The following is an 18,668-nucleotide window of genomic DNA, read 5'->3' as shown; positions in this document are numbered from 1 at the left end:
GGACGGGTCATGACCCGTCCAGCGGCAACCGCGAACTTCGCAGATTTCAGACACACAAGGGGGCTCACCGGCCTCCAAAGCGTCTGTAGGAACCGCCTGATCGCAGTTTGAGGAGTCATCGACCCCTCATCCGGTCCTTCGGACCACCTTCTCCCACAAGGGGAGAAGGGAGACCCGAGGCGAACTCACTAACCACCCCGCCCGCTCCCCGATTCCGGGAATCAACGTTCTGTTCACACCCCGTTTACAGCCCCCGCTCCCCCCAGGGTGTGTCTAGGGCCCCAGGCGCGCCTCCCACCGGTGCGCCCAGACGCAACCCCCAGCCGTCCCCAGCGGCCAGGGCGCGTCGCTGGGGGAGTACGGCATGCTTGCATTTGCACACCCGTCGGTCCGCGCCGCCCGCGCGCCGCGCTTCCCCACATCCCACGCCCTTGCCCGCCGCCCGGCCCCCGCCGGCGCGGCGGCGCACGTCTAAGGACAGCCCCCGATGCCCAACCAGCGCACCGAATCCGTCGTCAACACCACCACCGCCGGCCATCAGAACTATCCCACGGTCGCCACCCTGCCGGACGGCGGCTATGTCATCGTCTGGATCTCGTCCGGTCAGGCCGGCGACGCCAACGGCGGCATCTGGTTCCAGCGCTACAATGCCGCCGGCCAGAAGGTTTCGGCCGACGGCACGGTGCTCGGGGCCCAGGAGGTGCTGGTCAATTCGACGACGGACGGGCTGCAGTACTATCCCGACGTCACCGTCCTGGCCGACGGCAGGTTCGTCGTCGTGTGGAACAGCTACGACGGCCAGGACGGCTCGGGCGAGGGCATCTACAGCCGCCTGTTCGGGGCCAACGGCGTGGCCATCGGCGCCGAAGTCCTGGTACCCGTCACCACCGCCGGCCGCCAGTCGGACCCGATCATCTCCGCCCTGGGCTCGGGCTATGTGATCAGCTGGGTCTCCAACACCGGGCCGGGCGACGCCAGCACCTACCGCGTCTACGCCCAGCGCTTCGACGGCGCCGGCAATTTCGTCGGCTGGGACGGCGCCGCCAACGGCAACAGCCGCGCCGAAACCCTGATCAACACCTCGACGGGCAATGAACAGGGCTGGACCAACCAGGTCGTCATGGCCGACGGCAAGCTGCTCATGCTTTACGGCAGCCGCCATCTGGCCGGCAACGTCGACATCTTCGGCAAGCTCTACAACACCGACGGCTCGGTCGCGACGGACGAGTTCCGCATCAGCCAGTATACGCCCAGCGAACAGATCTGGCCGGCCGCCACCCGGCTCGAGGACGGCCGCGTCGTCGTCGTCTGGTCCAGCTACGGCCAGGACGGGGACGCCTATGGCGTCTTCGCCCGGGTCCTGACCGCCGGCGGTGTTCCGACCGGCGCCGAGTTCCAGGTCAACACCTATGCCGGCGGCTCGCAGTCGAACGGCCCGGTGCGCGAGGGCGCCCAGGTCGAGGCCCTCAGCGACGGCGGCTTCCTGGTCGTCTGGCACAGCGCCGACAACCACGGGGCCGGCGTCTTCTACCAGCGCTTCGACGCCGAGGGCGACAAGGTCGGCGGCGAAGTGATGGCCAACACCGGCAACTACATCGGCGACCAGTATGTGCCCCAGATCCGCGCCTTCGAGGGCGGCTTCCAGCTGATCTGGCACTCGACCAACGGCGATGGCGACGGCTGGGCCGTCTACCAGAAGACCTATGCCCTGGAGGACGCCATCGTCCGCATCGGCGGCGAGAACCTGGTCAACACCGCCACCGGCTTCAACCAGCGCATGCCGCAGATCGTCACCGACGACGACGGCTCCTACGTTGTCGTCTGGCAGAGCCAGACCACCTACAACAGCGGCGACGGCTCGGGCCTGAGCCTGGTCGGCCAGCGGTTCAACACCGACGGCTCCAAGGCCGGCGGCGAGTTCATCGTCAACACCACCACGGCCGGCGACCAGCCCCATGACGCCGGCTGGCAGCTGACCCGCCTGGAGGACGGCCGCTTCGTGGTCGTCTGGGGGACCTACAACCAGTCGGGCGACGGCGACTACGTCTCCATCGGCCAGATCTTCAACGCCGACGGCAGCAAGTCGGGCGGCGAGTTCCGCATCAACACCGCGACCGGCGGCGAACAAATCTATCCCGCCGTCAGCGCCCTGGCCGACGGTGGCTTCGTCGCCGTCTATCGCGCCTACTACCAGGACGGCGGCACGAGCTATGATGTCTTCGCCCAGCGTTTCGACGCCACCGGCGCCAAGGTCGGCTCCGAGTTCCGCGTCAGCGTCGCCGACAGCGTCAACACCTCCGACAGCTCCGAGCACCAGGGCCGGGTCCTGGGCCTGGCCGATGGCGGCTTCATCGTTCTGTTCCAGGACAGCGGCAACGACGGCTGGTACGAGGGCCTCTACGCCCGCCGCTACGACGCCTCCGGCACCCTGGTTGGCGGGACCAACTTCGACGGGACCCCGGCGGCGGCCAGCTGGCGCGTCAACCTGCAGTTCGAGTACAGCCAGTACCAGAAGTACAATTGCATGGCGGCGCTGCCCGACGGCGGCTTCGTCATCACCTTCAGCTCGGAGCACAGCGACCAGTCGGGCCTGGCCGTCTGGGCCCAGGTCTACAATGCCGACGGTACGCTTCGCGCGCCCCAGTTCCGGGTCAACGGCGGCCAGTACGGCACGCAGGCCGATCCTTCGATCGCGGTCCTCGCCGACGGCAGCTTTGTGGTCGTCTGGATTTCCGAACAGGTCGACAGCGGCGACGGCCAGGAGGTCTACGCCAAGCGTTTCGCCGCCGACGGCAGCGCGCTGAACGAGGAATTCGTCGTCGACACCGTCCACGACGTCGGCCACCAGCGCTGGCCCTCGGTGGCCGCCACCGCCGACGGCTTCATCGTCGTCTGGGAACATGAAACCAGCGAATACGGCCAGACCTACGACGGCTCGGGCGGCAGCATCTGGAGCCAGCGGTTCACGGTCGATGGCCTGAACGCGACCCTGGACACCGCCCATCGCCCGATCCTCGCCGCCGCCAACGCGCAGGGCGGCGAGGACACCGCCATCGCTCTGGACGTCACCGCCGCCCTGTCGGGCGCGGCCGTGGGCACGGAATCCCTCGGCCTCGCCGTCTCCGGCATCCCCGTCGGCGCCACGCTCAGCGACGGCAATGGCCACAGCTTCACCGCCACCGCCGCCCTGACCGGCGTCGATGTCACCGGCTGGACCCTGTCCGGCCTCAGCATCACGCCCGCCCCGGACTCCGAAGCCGACTTCACCCTGCGCATCCGCGCCACCTCGACCGACAGCGCCACCGGCGACACCGTCACCAACGAGGACCAGATCCTGGTCACCGTCGACGCCCGCGCCGACACCATGGAGATCGGCGGCCGCTCCGAACGGGTCAACAGCTACACCGCCGGCGACCAGCTGTTCGATGTCGGCGGCGACCAGGTCTCCCGCTCGCCGGTGGCCAGCTGGGCCGACGGCTCCTACGTCATCGTCTGGCAGTCCCGCGACCAGGACGGCAGCGAATGGGGTGTCCACGGCCAGCGCTACGCCGCTGACGGCACGGCGGTCGGGACAGAGTTCCAGGTCAACAGCTTCACCGCCGGAACCCAGATGGAGGCCTCAGTCGTCACCCTGGCCGGCGGCGGCTTCGTCGTCACCTGGAGCAGCTTCGGCCAGACGGCGCCGACCAACGTCACGACCGACCCCTACTATAGCTACAACGATGTCTATGCCCGCGTGTACGACGCCGCCGGCAATCCGGGGGCCGAGACCCACGTCAACACCTACTCGCCCTTCGCCAGCCAGCAGTTCCATTCCGACATCACCGCGCTGAGCGACGGCGGCTACCTGATCGTCTGGCATTCCGAGCCGCAGGACGGCGCGAGCTACGGCATCTACGCCCAGCGCTACAACGCCTCGGGCCAGGCGGTCAGCCGCGACGGCGTCAGCGCCGGCGCCGACGAGTTCCGCCTCAACACCACCAGCGCCGGCGAACAGAGCTGGCCCTCGATCCAGGGCCTGCCGGGCGGCGGCTTCGTCGCCGTCTGGAACAGCAACGGCCAGGCCGGCGGGACGCTGCACGATGTCGTCGTCCAGCGCTTCGACAACGCCGGCCAGCCGGTCGGGGCCGAGGCCACGGTCAACCAGACGATCGCCGGCCAGCAGTTCCACGCCAACGTCACCGTCCTCGCCGACGGCGGCTTCCTGGTCGTCTGGCAGAGCGACAGCGGCGACGGCTCCAGCTGGGGCGTCCACGGCCGCGTCTACAACGCCGACGGCACGGCCCGCGGCGACCAGTTCCTCGCCAACCGCGTCACCAGCGGCGACCAGAGCAAGGCCCAGGCCGTCGCCCTGGCCGACGGCGGCTTCTTCATCGCCTGGCACGGCCAGAGCGAAGACATGAGCGGCTACGGGGTCTTCGGCCAACGCTTCAACGCCGACGGCGACGCGGTCGGCGGCGAGTTCCCGCTCGACGCCAGCCGCACCTACGGCGATCAGACCTTCCCCTTCCTGGCCGCCGGCGCGAACGGCAGCCTGATCGCCGTCTGGCAGGGCAACGATCCGGCCTCCGACAGCTACTGGGGCGACGGCTCCGGCTGGGGTGTGTTCGGGACCCGCTTCCAGCTCGACGCCCAGCCGGCCGCCCCGACCGGTGGTGAGAGCCAGGTCAATACGAAGTCGGCCCACGACCAGTCGGGCGCCGACATCGCCACCTTGGATGACGGCAGCTACATCGTGGTCTGGCGCAGCGCCCCCAGCCGCGGCGTTGGCGACATCTCCTCCAACGGCGTCTTCGCCCAGCGCTATGGCGCCGACGGCCAGCCGATCGGCGCGGAATTCACCGTCAACACCACCCTGACCGGCGACCAGACCAATCCCCAGGTCGTGGCCCTGGACGGCGGCGGCCATGTGGTCGTCTGGCAATCGGGCCAGGGCGACGGGGCGGGCTATGGCATCTTCGCCCAGCGGTTCGACGCGGCGGGCGCCGCCGTGGGCGGCGAGTTCCAGGTCAATTCCGGGGCCGGCGGCAACCAGTACGACGCCCAGATCACCGCCCTGACCGGCGCCAACGCCGGCGGCTTCGTCGTCACCTGGCACCAGGACAACGGCGAGGTCGAGGCCCGGGTGTTCGACGCGGCTGGTAACGCGGTTGGGACCGACCTGTCGGTCAACCTGCAGGTCCCACGCCTCAACGGCGGCGACGGCTCCGAATACCTGCCGGCCATCGCCGCCACCGCCGATGGCGGCTTCGTCATCGTCTGGCGCGACAACGACTCCGACGGCTACGGCACGGCCGTCTATGGCCAGCGCTATGGCCTGAGCGGCGGCGTGGTCACCCGTCTCGGCGGAACCAACCCTGACGGCACGGCGGCGGCCGACAACTTCCGGGTCAACGACCAGACCTATGGCAACCAGTACGATCCGCGCATCATCGGTCTGGCCGGCGGCGGCTTCGTGGTCGTCTTTCAATCCGACGTCGCCGACAGCAGCGGCGCTGCCCTGCTCGGCCAGATCTACAGCGCCGCCGGGGCGCGGGTCGGGACCGAGGTCGTCCTGACCAGCCACGTGGCCGGAAGCCAGACCCTGGCCGACGTCGTCGCGACGCCGGACGGCGGCTTCCTGCTCACCTGGCAGAGCGACCACGCCGACGGCTTCGAAGGCGTCGATGTCTTCGTCAAACGCTTCGCGGCCAATGGCGCCGTCCTGGGTGAGGAGCAGCGGGTCAACAGCTACGGCGCCGGCTACCAGGGCGACCCGGCCATCAGCGTAGTTGGCGACGGTTTCACCGTTGTCTGGACCTCGACCGGCCAGGACGGCAGCGGCAACGGCGTCTTCCAGCAGCACTTCACCTTCGACACCGGCCCCGCCGGCGCGGTCGCCGACCGCCCGACGCTGCTGGCCATCGATGCGACGGGCGACGAGGACACTGTCATCGCCCTCAGCGTCAGCGCCGCCCTGACCGACACCGACGGCTCCGAGGTCCTGACCCTGGAGGTCAGCGACATCCCGATCGGCGCCACCCTCAGCGATGGCGTCAGCAGCTTCACCGCCACCGCCGCCGACCGCACCGTCGACATCGCCGGCTGGACTCTGGCCAGCCTGACCATCGCCCCGGCCGCCGACAGCGACGCCGACTTCACCCTCAGCCTGCGCGCGCAGTCGCGCGAGACCGTTGGCGGCGACATCGCCTGGAACACCGACAGTATCCGGGTGACGGTCAACGCCGTCGCCGAAGTTCAGCTGCCCTACAACGACGAGTTCACCGTCAACGCGACCCTCGCCGGCTCGCAGTCCGACCCCAACGTCGCCGCCTTCGCCGATGGAAGCTACGTCGTGGTCTGGACCAGCGACAGCCAGCCGGGCGGCGGGGCCGAGGACATCGTCGCCCGCCTGTTCAACGCCGACGGCACGCCGCGCGGCCCCGAACTGCTGGTCAACACATACGTCGACTACTACGAGAACCGCGCCGACGTGACGGTGCTGGCCGACGGCGGCTTCCTGGTCACCTGGACCCAGCTCGACAACAACAGCTGGGGCGTCTTCGGCCAGCGCTATGACGCCACCGGCGCCCGCCTGACCCTGGCCGGCGGCGCCGGCGGCAGTCCGGTCCGCATCAACGACACCCAGGCCCGCGAACAGTACTGGCCGGAAGTCACCGCCCTGGCCGACGGCGGATGGATCGTCACCTGGCAGTCCTACGACCAGGAAACCGCGCCCGGCGAACCGGGTGACGAGACCTGGGGCATCTACGCCAAACGCTATGCCGCCGACGGCTCGGTGGTGCAGATGTACGACGCGGTGGGCGTCGGCGCCGACGAGGCGCGGATCAACGTCACCGTCGTCGGCCACCAGCAGCACGCGGCCGTGGTCCAGCTGGCCGGCGGCGGCTTCGCCTTCACCTGGAACGGCCCCGACGGCAGCGGCGTGGGGGCCTATGTCCGCCTCTACGACGCCTCGGGCCACCCGGTGACCAGCCTCGGCAATGCCGGCGAGATGCTGGTCAACACCACCACCACGCATGACCAGGGGGCCGAGGGCGGCGCCCTGGCGGCCCTGGCCGACGGCGGCTTCGTCGTCACCTGGCACAGCAATGTCCAGGACGGCAGCAACTTCGGCATCTACGGCCAGGTCTACAACGCCGACGGCACGACCCGCGGCGGCGAGTTCCACGTCTCGTCCTATGCCTACGACAACCAGCAGGAGCCCAAGGTCGCGGGCCTGCCGGACGGCGGCTTCATGGTCACCTGGACCAGCTACTACCAGGACGGCGACAGCTGGGGCGTCTACGCCCAGCGCTTCGACGCCACCGGCGACGCGGTCGGCTCGGAGTTCCGCCTCAACGAGGTGGCGGCGGGCGACCAGAGCACGCCCTCCATCGCCGTGCAGCCCGACGGCTCGGGCGTCATCATCGTCTACGAAGGCCAGGACGGCGTCGGCTCCGGTATCATCGGCAAGCGCGTGCCGCTGCCTGACGCGGCCACCGAGCTGGCGATCGATACGGCCGGCGTCGAACAGCAGGTCAACAGCACGACGACCTCCGAGCAGCAGTTTCCATCGGTCACCAAGCTCGACGACGGCTCCTACGTCGTGGTCTGGCAGAGCGCCAACCAGGACGGCTCGAGCTGGGGCGTCTACGCCAAGCACTTCGACAGCGATGGCGACGCCATCCAGCTCACCGATTCCAACGGCGATCCCCTCTGGGTCCTCGACGGCAACGGCGACCCGATCCTGGTCCCCGACGGCCAGGGCAACCAGGTGCAGGTGCCGCTGACCGAGTTCCGGATCAACGACTACACGGGCAGCGAGCAACGCAACGCCCAGGTCGTGGCGACCGGCGACGGCGGCTTCGTCGTCGTCTTCCAGTCCTACGGCAACGGCGCGGCCGGCGATGGCGACTGGGGCGTCTACGCCCGCCGCTACGACGCCGACATGCATGTGGTGACCCTGGCCGACGCCGGCGGGATCCCGCGAGCGGAGCTGCGCCTCAACGCCACCACCAACGACTACCAGGAGTCCCCGCGCGCCGTGGCGCTGGCCGACGGCAGCATCGTCGTCGCCTTCCAGTCGCACGGGGCCGACGGTTCCAGCTGGGGCGTCTACACCCACCGCATCGACGCCTCCGGCCAGCTGGCCGCCGGCGGCGACGTCCTGGTCAACACCACCACCGCCGACCAGCAGGCCCACCCCTCGATCAGCGCCCTGGCCGGCGGCGGCTATGTCATCGCCTGGAGCAGCGCCAACCACGACGGCAGCGACTGGGGCATCTACGCCCAGGCCTTCAACGCCGACGGCAGCCCGGACGGCCAGGAGTTCCTGGTCAACACCCTGACCGACAGCACCCAGCTCTATCCGACCGTCACCGGCCTCGCCGACGGAGGGTTCGTGATCGCCTGGCAGACCTACACCGGCGCCGACAGCGACAACCACGGATACGGCATCGGCGGCCAGCGCTACGACGCCGACGGCCAGCCGGTGGGCGGCGAATTCCTGATCAACGGCGTCGCCTACAACGACCAGACCGGACCGATGGTGGTCGCCGCCCCCGATGGCGGCTTCGTGGTCGCCTGGACCAGCTACCAGGCCGACGGCTCCAGCAATGGCGTCGTCGCCCGGCGCTTCGACGCGGACGGCAATGCGACCGAGCCCTACGGCGACGACGTGCTGGTCAACAGCTACAGCCTGAACGACCAGTCGGCCGCGGCCATCGCCATGCTCGACCGCGGCTTCGTCGCCGTCTGGCATTCGCAGGGCCAGGACGGCAGCGGCTACGCCATCGAGATGCAGCGCTTCCAGGGCCAGGGCCTGGAGCCGCCGCCCCTGATCGTCGACGCGGCCCATGGCGGCGACAGCGGCATCGACCTGATCTTCGCCACCCTGCAGGAGGCGCTCGACGCCGCCGAGGACGGCGACACCGTCATCCTCAAGGGCGGGACCTACAATCTGGCCGCCACGGCGGTCGTCGATGTCGATGACCTGCGGATCAAGAACGCCGCCGGGGAGACGGTGATCATCAACGGCCCGGCCGGGGCGGCGGCGCTGGAAATCGGCGCGGGCCTCAACGTCAGCCTGCGCGGCGACGCGGTCGAACGGCTGGTGTTCAACGCCGGGGCCGGCGCCGACGCGGCGGTCGACTTCCTGGGGACCAACAGCGGCACGGAAATCCTGCGGGTCACCATCAACGCCAATGGCGACCACGGCCTGCGCTTCGCCGGCGGCCAGAACGGCGTCACGGTCAGCGACAGCACCTTCGGCGGGACGGCCTCGGTCGCCCTGGTGCTGGTGCGCGGCGCGGCCAGCGGCGTCGCCGCCTCGACCGGCGTCAATGTGCTGGACAGCCTGTTCAGCGGCGCGGGCGGCTCGGGCCTGGTCACCGAAGCCACCGGCGGCCAGATCCTTGAGAACGTCTTCAGCGGCGACTTCGCCGAGGGCTTCGCGGCGCTCGTCGCCTGGGCCGGCGGCGGCGACATCCAGGACAACAGCTTCAGCGGCCCGGGGGCCGGCGCCTGGTTCTACGATCTGGCCAACGCCTACACGGAATCGACCTTCATCAGTCAGAACGCCTTCCCGGCCGGCTGGACCTGGGTGCAGGAGCGCAACGGCGTCTTCTCGACCCTGGAAGAGGCCCTGTCGGCCGCCCAGGCCGGCGACACCGTGCAGGCCACGGCCGGCGACTATTCGGCCGAGACCGGCCTGACGGTCGCCGACGACAACCTGACCCTCAACGCCCCGGCCGGCGCGACCGGCATCGTCCTGACCCTGGGCGGCGGCGTCACCACCGTCACCTTCAACGACGCGGCGGCGATCGACGTCACCGGCAATGGCGCGGCCAACATTGTCCATGCCGGTTCAGGGGCGGATTCCGTCCACGGCGCGGGCGGCGATGACCAGCTCAATGGCCGCGGCGGCAACGACCAGCTGTTCGGCGACGCCGGCGGCGACGTCCTCACTGGCGGCGGCGGCGACGACGCCATGGCCGGCGGGGCGGACAACGACCGCTATGTCGTCGGCATCGGCGAAGGCCACGACACCGTCACCGACGCCTCGGGATCGGCTGACGTGCTGGCGCTCTACACGACCAACTCCGGCGGCGGCGACAGCCTCGTGCTGTCCGGCTCGGTGGGCTCCACGACGGCGACCTTCAACGGCGACGCCACGGCCAATGTCACGGCCACGGGTGTCGAGCGGGTCGAGGTCACGCTCGACAGCAGCGACGGCGTCAGCCTGACCGGCGCGGTCGGGGCGGGCGGCGTGGTCATTCTCGGCGGGGCCGGCGCCAACACCATCGACGCCAGCGGCCTGACGTCGGCCACAGCGGTCACCTTCACCGGCGGCCGGGGCGCCGACAGCTTCACCGGCTCGGCCGGCGACAACGACACCATCGACTATTCGGGCGAGGCCGATCCCGGCAACGTCACCGTCAACCTGGCGGCGGGCACGGCTACCGACACCCACGGCGACAGCGATACCCTGAACGGTGTCGAGAATGTCATCACCGGCAATGGCGCCGACAGCATCACCGGCTCCAGCGTCGCCAACCGCATCGAAGCCGGGGCCGGCAACGACAGCATGGCCGGCGGCCTCGGGCGCGACAGCTTCATCTTCCGGGCCGGCTTCGGCCAGGACACCATCAGCGACTTCACCGCTTCCAACGAGTTCCTGCGCTTCGACGCGGCGGTCTTCGCCACCGTCGAAGACGTGCTGGCCGCGGCCAGCGCCTCTGGCGGCGACACGGTGATCACGGCCGGGGCCAACACCCTGACCCTGACCGGCGTCAGCCTGGCCCAGCTGGGCGCCTGGAACATCGACATCCTGGGGTCCAACGACGCCCCGACCCTGCGCGCCGGCGCCCCCAGCGCCACCCTGCGCGAAGTTGGCCAAGGCGTGGCGGGCGTGGCCTCGTCGAGCGTCGCCCTGACCGCCGACGATGTCGACGGCACGGTCTCCTACGACGCCGTGGCGCTGGCCGCCGACGGCTGGGTGCAGAGCCCGGCCGGCGTCTGGACCAAGGATGGCGTCTACGGCCAGGCCGTCCTGACCGTCGCTTCCAACAGCCTGGCCTATGCGCTGGACAACGCCCGCGCGGCCACCCAGGCCCTGCAGACCGGCCAGACGGTCACCGAGGCCTTCACGGTTCCGGTCCGCGACGACGGCGGCCTGACCGCCAGCCGCGGCGTGACCTTCAGCATCGACGGCAGCAATGACGCCCCGGTCGGCGTCGTCGACACCGGCACGGCGGTCGAAGCCGGAACCAGCGCCGGCTCGAACGCGACCGGCAATGTGTTGACCAACGACACCGACGTCGACGCCGGCGACGCCAGGACCGTCTCGGCGCTGTCCTTCGGGGCGACCAGCGGCACGGTCGGCTCGGGCCTCAGCGGCGCCTACGGGACCCTGACGCTGAACGCCGACGGGACCTACAGCTACGCCATCAACAACGCCAACAGCTCGGTCCAGGCCCTGCGCACGGCGGCCCAGACCCTGACCGAGACCTTCGCCTACACGGTGCGGGACACGGCCGGGGCGACCAGTTCGACAACCCTGACCATCACCATCCAGGGCGCCAACGACGCGCCCGTCGCGGTGGCCAACACCGGCATCGCCAACGAGGCCGGCGTCGCGGCCGGCTCCAACGCCACGGGCAACGTCCTGACCAACGACACCGACGTCGATGCGGGGGACTCAAAGACCGTCTCGGGTGTCGCCAAGGGCGCCACGACCGGCACGGTCGGCCAGGCCCTGACGGGGACCTACGGCGCGCTCACCCTCAATGCCGACGGGACCTACAGCTACGCCGTCGACAACGCCAACGCGGCCGTGAACGCCCTGCGCACCACGGCCAACACCCTGACCGACGCCTTCACCTACACGATGACGGACGCAGCCGGGGCGACCAGCAGCACCACCCTGACCATCACCGTCCGCGGGACCAACGACGCCCCGGTCGCCGTCGCCGACACCGGCACGGCCGTCGAGGCCGGCGTCATTGCCGGCTCGAACGGTTCGGGCAACGTGCTGACCAACGACACGGATGTCGATACCGGCGACGGCAAGACCGTCACCGGCGTCTCCAAGGGCGCGACCAACGGGGTCATCAGCCAGGCCCTGCAGGGCGACTACGGCTACCTGCAGCTCTACAGCAACGGCACCTGGACCTACGTCGTCGACAACGCCAACGCGACCGTCCAGGCCCTGCGTCTGGCGGGCGAGACCCTGACCGACACCTTCGGCTACACGATGCAGGATACCGCCGGCGCGACCAGCGCCAGCACCCTGACGGTGACCATCCAGGGCGCCAACGACGCCCCGGTCGGCGTCAATGACACCGGCTCGGCCACCGAGGCCGGCACGGCGGCGGGCGCCAACGCGACCGGCAATGTGCTGACCAACGACACCGATGTGGATGGCGGCGATACGAGGACGGTCTCGGCTCTGTCGGGCGGGACGGTCGGTTCGGCCCTCAACGGAACCTACGGCGCCCTGACGCTCAACGCGGACGGCAGCTACAGCTACGCGGTCGACAACGCCAACAGCACGGTCCAGGCCCTGCGCCAGGCCTCCGACACCCTGACCGACAGCTTCACCTACACGGTGCGGGACACGGCCGGGGCGACCAGCACCGCGACCCTGACCGTCACCGTCCAGGGCGCAAACGACGCGCCGATCGGGGTCAATGACAGCGGCACGGCGGTCGAGGCCGGGACGGCGGCGGGCTCGAACGCCAGCGGCAACGTCCTGACCAACGACACCGATGTCGACGCCGGCGACAGCAAGACCGTTTCGGCGGTCAGCGGCGGCACGGTCGGCTCGGCCCTGGCCGGCGCCTACGGCAGCCTGACGCTGAACGCCAACGGGACCTACAGCTACGCCGTCAACAACGCCAATGCGGCGGTGGGCGCCCTGCGCACGGCCTCCGACATCTTGACCGACGTCTTCACCTACACGGTGCGCGACACGGCCGGAGCGACCAGCACCGCCACCCTGACCGTCACTGTCCAGGGCGCCAACGACGCGCCGATCGCGGTGGATGACGCCGGCTCGGCCAGCCTCGGCGTCGATGGCGGTCCGGCCAACGACGCGACCGGCAACGTGCTCGACAACGACACCGACGTGGACGGCGGCGATACGAAGACCGTCACTGCCCTGACCGGCGGCACGGTGGGCGCGGGCCTCGCGGGCCAATACGGAACCCTGACGCTGAACGCCGATGGTTCCTATGCCTACGTCATCGACGAGCTCGATCCGGCGGTGGTGGCGCTTGGGCCCACCGACAGCATCTCAGAGACCTTCACCTACAGCATGACCGACACGGCCGGGGCGACCGACTCGGCCGTCCTGACCATCACCGTGTTCGGGGCCAACGAGTCGCCGACGGCGGTGGCCGATGTCGGCACGGCTGTCGAAGCCGGCGTCGCCGCCGGCTCGAACGCCACGGGCAACGTGCTGAGCAACGACACCGATCCGGACGCCGGCGACAGCAAGACCGTCACCCAGGTGAAATTCGGCGCCGCGACGGGCGTGCTGGGCTCGGCCCTGGCCGGCGAATACGGCAGCCTGACGCTCAATGCCGACGGGACCTACAGCTACGTCGTCGACAACAGCGACGCGGCGGTGAACGCCCTGCGGACGGCTTCGGACACCCTGACCGAGGTCTTCACCTACACGATGCGCGACACGGCCGGCGCGACTAGCACGACCACCCTGACCCTCACCATCCAGGGCGGCAACGACGCTCCGGTGGCGGTGGCCGATGTCGGCACGGCGGTCGAGACGGGCGTGGCGGCCGGCTCGAACGCCACGGGCAACGTGCTGAGCAACGACACCGACGTCGACGCAGGCGACGGCAAGACCGTCACCGTCCTGACTGGCGGCACGGTGGGCTCGGCCCTGGCCGGGACCTACGGTAGCCTGACCCTGAACGCCAACGGGACCTACAGCTACGCCGTCAACGACGCCAACGCCGCGGTCCAGGCCCTGCGCACGGCCGGCCAGACCCTGACCGACAGCTTCACCTACACGGTGACCGACACGGCCGGGGCGACCAGCTCCACCACCCTGACCATCACCATCCAGGGCGCCAACGACGCCCCCGTCGCGGTGGCGGATGTGGGCTCGGCCACCGAGGCCGGAACGGCGGCGGGCTCCGGCGCCAGTGGCAATGTGCTGACCAACGACACCGACGTCGATGGCGGCGACAGCAAGACCGTCTCCGCCCTCAGCGGCGGCGCGGTCGGCTCGGCCCTGAATGGGACCTACGGGGCTCTGACCCTCAATGCCAACGGGACCTACAGCTACGCCATCGACAACGCCAACGCGGCGGTGAACGCCCTGCGCCTCAGCACGGACACGCTCGCCGACAGCTTCACCTACACGGTGACCGACACGGCCGGGGCGACCAGCAGCACGACCCTGACCATCACCGTCCACGGGGCCAATGACGCCCCGGTCGCCGTCGCCGATCTCGGCACGGCGGTGGAGGCGGGCGTGGCCGCCGGCTCGAACGCCACGGGCAACGTGCTGAGCAACGACACCGACGTCGACGCAGGCGACGGCAAGACGGTCACCGCCCTCAGCGGTGGTACGGTGGGCTCGGCCCTGGCCGGGACCTACGGCTCGCTGACCCTGAACGCCAACGGGACCTACAGCTACGCGATCAACAACGCCAATAGCGCCGTCCAGGCCCTGCGCACGGCCGGCCAGACCCTGACCGACAGCTTCACCTACACGGTGACCGACACGGCCGGGGCGACCAGCTCCACCACCCTGACCGTCACCATCCAGGGCGCCAACGACGCCCCGGTGGCGGTGGCCGACACCGGCTCGGCCACCGAGGCCGGGACGGCGGCGGGCTCCGGCGCCAGCGGCAACGTGCTGACCAACGACATCGACGTCGACGGCGGCGACAGCAAGACCGTCTCCGCCCTCAGCGGCGGCGCGGTGGGTTCGGCCTCGGCCGGGACCTATGGCTCACTGACCCTCAACGCCAACGGGACCTACAGCTACGCCGCCGACAACGGCAATTCGGCCGTCAACGCCCTGGCGGCTGGACAGAGCCTGACCGACGTCTTCACCTACACTGTGACCGACACCGCCGGCGCGACCAGCCAGGCGACCCTGACGATCACCGTCCAAGGGGCCAACGACGCCCCGGTCGGCGTCGCCGACGCCGGTTCGGCCACCGAGGCCGGCGTGGCGGCCGGCTCCAACGCCAGCGGCAACGTGCTGACCAACGACACCGATGTCGACAGCGGCGACAGCCGCACGGTCTCGGGCCTGAGCGGCGGCGCGGTCGGCGCGGCGCTGGCCGGTGACCACGGCAGCCTGACCCTCAATGCCGACGGCTCCTACAGCTACGTCGTCGACAACGGCGACGGGGCCGTCAACGCCCTGCGCACGGCCGGCCAGACCCTGACCGACAGCTTCACCTACACGGTGCGCGACGCCGCCGGCGCGACCTCGACCGCCGTCCTGACCGTCACCGTCCACGGGGCCAACGACGCCGTCGTCGCCGTCGATGACGCGGGCACAGCCAGCAAGGACGGCGACGGCGTCCCCATCGACGCCACCGGCAACGTCCTGACCAACGACACCGACGCCGACGCCGGCGACACCAAAACCGTCACTGCCCTCAGCGGCGGTACGGTCGGCGCCGGCCTGGTCGGCGAGCACGGGACCCTGACGCTCAATGCCGACGGTTCCTACGCCTATGTCACCGACGAAGCCGACCCGGGCGTCCTGGCGCTCGGTCCCACCGACAGCCTGACCGAAACCTTCACCTACACCGTGACAGACACGGCCGGGGCGACCGCTGCCGCCGTGCTGACCATCACCGTCCACGGCGCCAACGAGGCTCCGGTCGCGGTCGCCGATGTCGCCACCGCCGTCGAGGCCGGCGTCGCCGCAGGTTCCGACCCAGCCGGCAACGTCCTGACCAACGACACCGACGAGGACGCCGGCGACACCCAGGAGGTCACCCAGGTCCGGTTCGGCGCCACCCTCGGCGCGGTCGGCACGGCCCTGGCCGGCGCCTACGGCTCTCTGACCCTCAATGCCGACGGCGCCTACAGCTACGCCGTCGACAACGCCAACGCGGCGGTGAACGCCCTGCGCACGGCCTCCGACACCCTGACCGAGGTCTTCACCTACACGATGCGCGACGCCGTCGGCATCACCAGCTCGACCACCCTGACCATCACCCTGCAGGGCGCCAACGACGCCCCCGTCGCCGCCGACGACCTCGGCGACGCCACCGACGGCGGCCCCAACGGCTCGGGCAATGTCCTGACCAACGACAGCGATGTCGACACAGGCGATGCCAAGACCGTCTCGGCCCTGACCGGCGGCGCGGTCGGCTCCGCCTTCGCCGGCCAGTACGGGACCCTGACTCTCAACGCCAACGGAACCTGGACCTACGTCGTCAACGGCGCCAACGCCGCCGTCGCCGCCCTGGGGGCCAGCCAGACCCTGACCGACAGCTTCACCTACACCGTCGCCGACACAGCCGGCGCCACCGACACGGCCAGCCTCGCCATCACCGTCCACGGCATCAACGACGCCCCGGTCCTCGACCTGCAGGCCAGCCGCGGCGGCGCCGGCACGGTGGTCGGCTTCGGCGACAGCACCGGGGCGGTGGCCATCATCCCGGCCGACGCCGTCATCGACGACCCGGACGACACCACCCTGACCAGCGCCACCCTGCGCCTGACCAACCCCTCCACCGGCGACCGCCTGGGGATCAGCAACGCCTCCGCCCTGGCGGCGCTCGGCATCACCGCCTCGGCCTACGACATCGGCACGGGGATCCTCACCCTGACCGGCCCGGCCAGCGAGAGCGCCTGGGCCCAGGCGCTGCACCTGGTCACCTTCAACAACATCCAGCCCAGCCCCCCGCTCGGCGACCGCACCATCCAGGTCACCCTCACCGACGGCCTGGCGACCAGCAACATCGCCGTCGCCACCGTCCAGGTGGTCAGCCGCGTCACCCTGGTCGGCACGGCGGGCAATGATGTCCTGACCGGCAACGTCGGCGGCGACACCCTGTCGGGCCGGGCCGGCGACGACGTCCTGCGCGGCATGGCCGGCAACGACCTGCTGAACGGCGAGGCCGGCATCGACCGCCTCTACGGCGGCGAGGGCAATGACCGCGCCCAGGGCGGCGACGACGCCGACAGCCTCTACGGCGAGGCCGGCGACGACACCCTCTACGGCGACGCCGGCGACGACAAGCTGTACGGCGCCGACGGGGCCGACATCATGAACGGCGGGGCCGGCAAGGACGTCCTGACCGGCGGCGCCGGTTCCGACACCCTGCGCGGCGACGACGGCGACGACACCCTCAACGGCGAGGCCGGCGGCGACCGTCTCTATGGCGGCAATGGCAATGACCGGCTGAACGGCGGCGTCGACGCCGACAGCCTCTACGGCGATGCCGGCGACGACACCCTCACCGGCCTGGACGGCGACGACACCCTGACCGGCGGCCTCGGCCTCGACAAGATCTATGCCGGTCTTGGCAATGACCGGGCCTATGGCGGCGACGACAACGACCAGATCCTCGGCGACGCGGGGGCCGACAGCCTCAGCGGCGACGCCGGCGACGACCAGCTCTATGGCGGCGCCGACAACGACACCCTGACCGGCGGCACGGGCAATGACGCCCTGCGCGGCGAGGCGGGCGTCGACAAGCTGTCGGGCGGCGACGGCAATGACGACCTCGGCGGCGGCGATGGCGCCGACACCGCCGGCGGCGGGACCGGCGCCGACCTGATCCACGGCGACGCCGGCGACGACCAACTGTCCGGCGACGCCGGGGCCGACCGGCTCTACGGCGGCGACGGAACCGACAAGGTCTATGGCGGCGACGACAACGACCAGGCCTGGGGCGACGCCGGGGCCGACGTCATCCTCGGCCAGCTGGGCGACGACACCCTGTGGGGCGGCGCGGGCCTGGACAGCCTCTACGGCGGCGAGGGGCTCGACCAGATCCACGGCGGCGACGACGGCGACTACATCGGCGGCGAGGCCGGCGCCGACGCGCTTTACGGCGATGCGGGCGACGACCGCATCCTCGGTGGGGACGGTGACGACGTCCTGGTCGGTGGGACCGGGCTCGACACCCTGACCGGCGGTTCGGGTTCGGACCGGTTCGTGTTCACCGCGATCACGGACTCCGCACCGGGGGGTGCGGACCGGATCACCGACTTCAACGGCGCCTTCGACACCGTCGACCTCAGCGCCCTGGACGCCAACGCCAACCTCGGCGGCAACCAGGCCTTCACCTGGGCGGCGGCCTTCACCGGCGTCGCCGGCCAGGCGGTGCTGACCTACAGCACGGCGACCAAGCTCACCACCCTGACCCTCGACAACACCGGCGACGGCGCCGCCGACTTCGCCCTGACCTTCACCGGCCAGGTCACGAACGCCGCCGGCTTCATCCTCTAGGCGCGGGGGACCTGCCCCGCCGGGACTTGGGGCGGCGGGGCAGGCTTCTAATTCACACCACGATCCTTCTCCCGCTGGTCGGGAGAAGGTGGCCCCGAAGGGGTCGGATGAGGGCAGCGTTGGCGCGGGAAGGTGTTGGGAAGGTGGGGATACACCCACTTTTGCGTCACAGGACCGCGTTGGCGTTCTGGTCCCGGATCGATCTGGACGGTCGCGAATAGTGGTGTGT

1 protein-coding gene is annotated in these 18,668 nt (G+C 70.6%); it reads left to right on the top strand.

What is annotated here, in order from left to right; all coding sequences use genetic code 11:
• The first annotated feature begins 487 nt into the window (after positions 1-487).
• The gene (locus AC1RSK_RS15785; RefSeq protein WP_492908534.1) at positions 488-18,439 is read left to right on the top strand and encodes a cadherin-like domain-containing protein; all 17,952 of its coding nucleotides are present in this window, start codon (positions 488-490) and stop codon (positions 18,437-18,439) included.
• The last annotated feature ends 229 nt before the right edge of the window (positions 18,440-18,668 follow it).

This window comes from Caulobacter sp. GW821-FHT11A05, assembly GCF_058809015.1.
Note: the sequence above shows the minus strand (reverse complement) of the source record. Positions and strands in the feature narration are given on the sequence as shown.

What these genes read in the sequence shown, in the direction of transcription:
- AC1RSK_RS15785 (WP_492908534.1), top strand. Translation starts at nt 488, where the DNA reads ATGCCCAACCAGCGCACCGAATCCGTCGTCAACACCACCACCGCCGGC.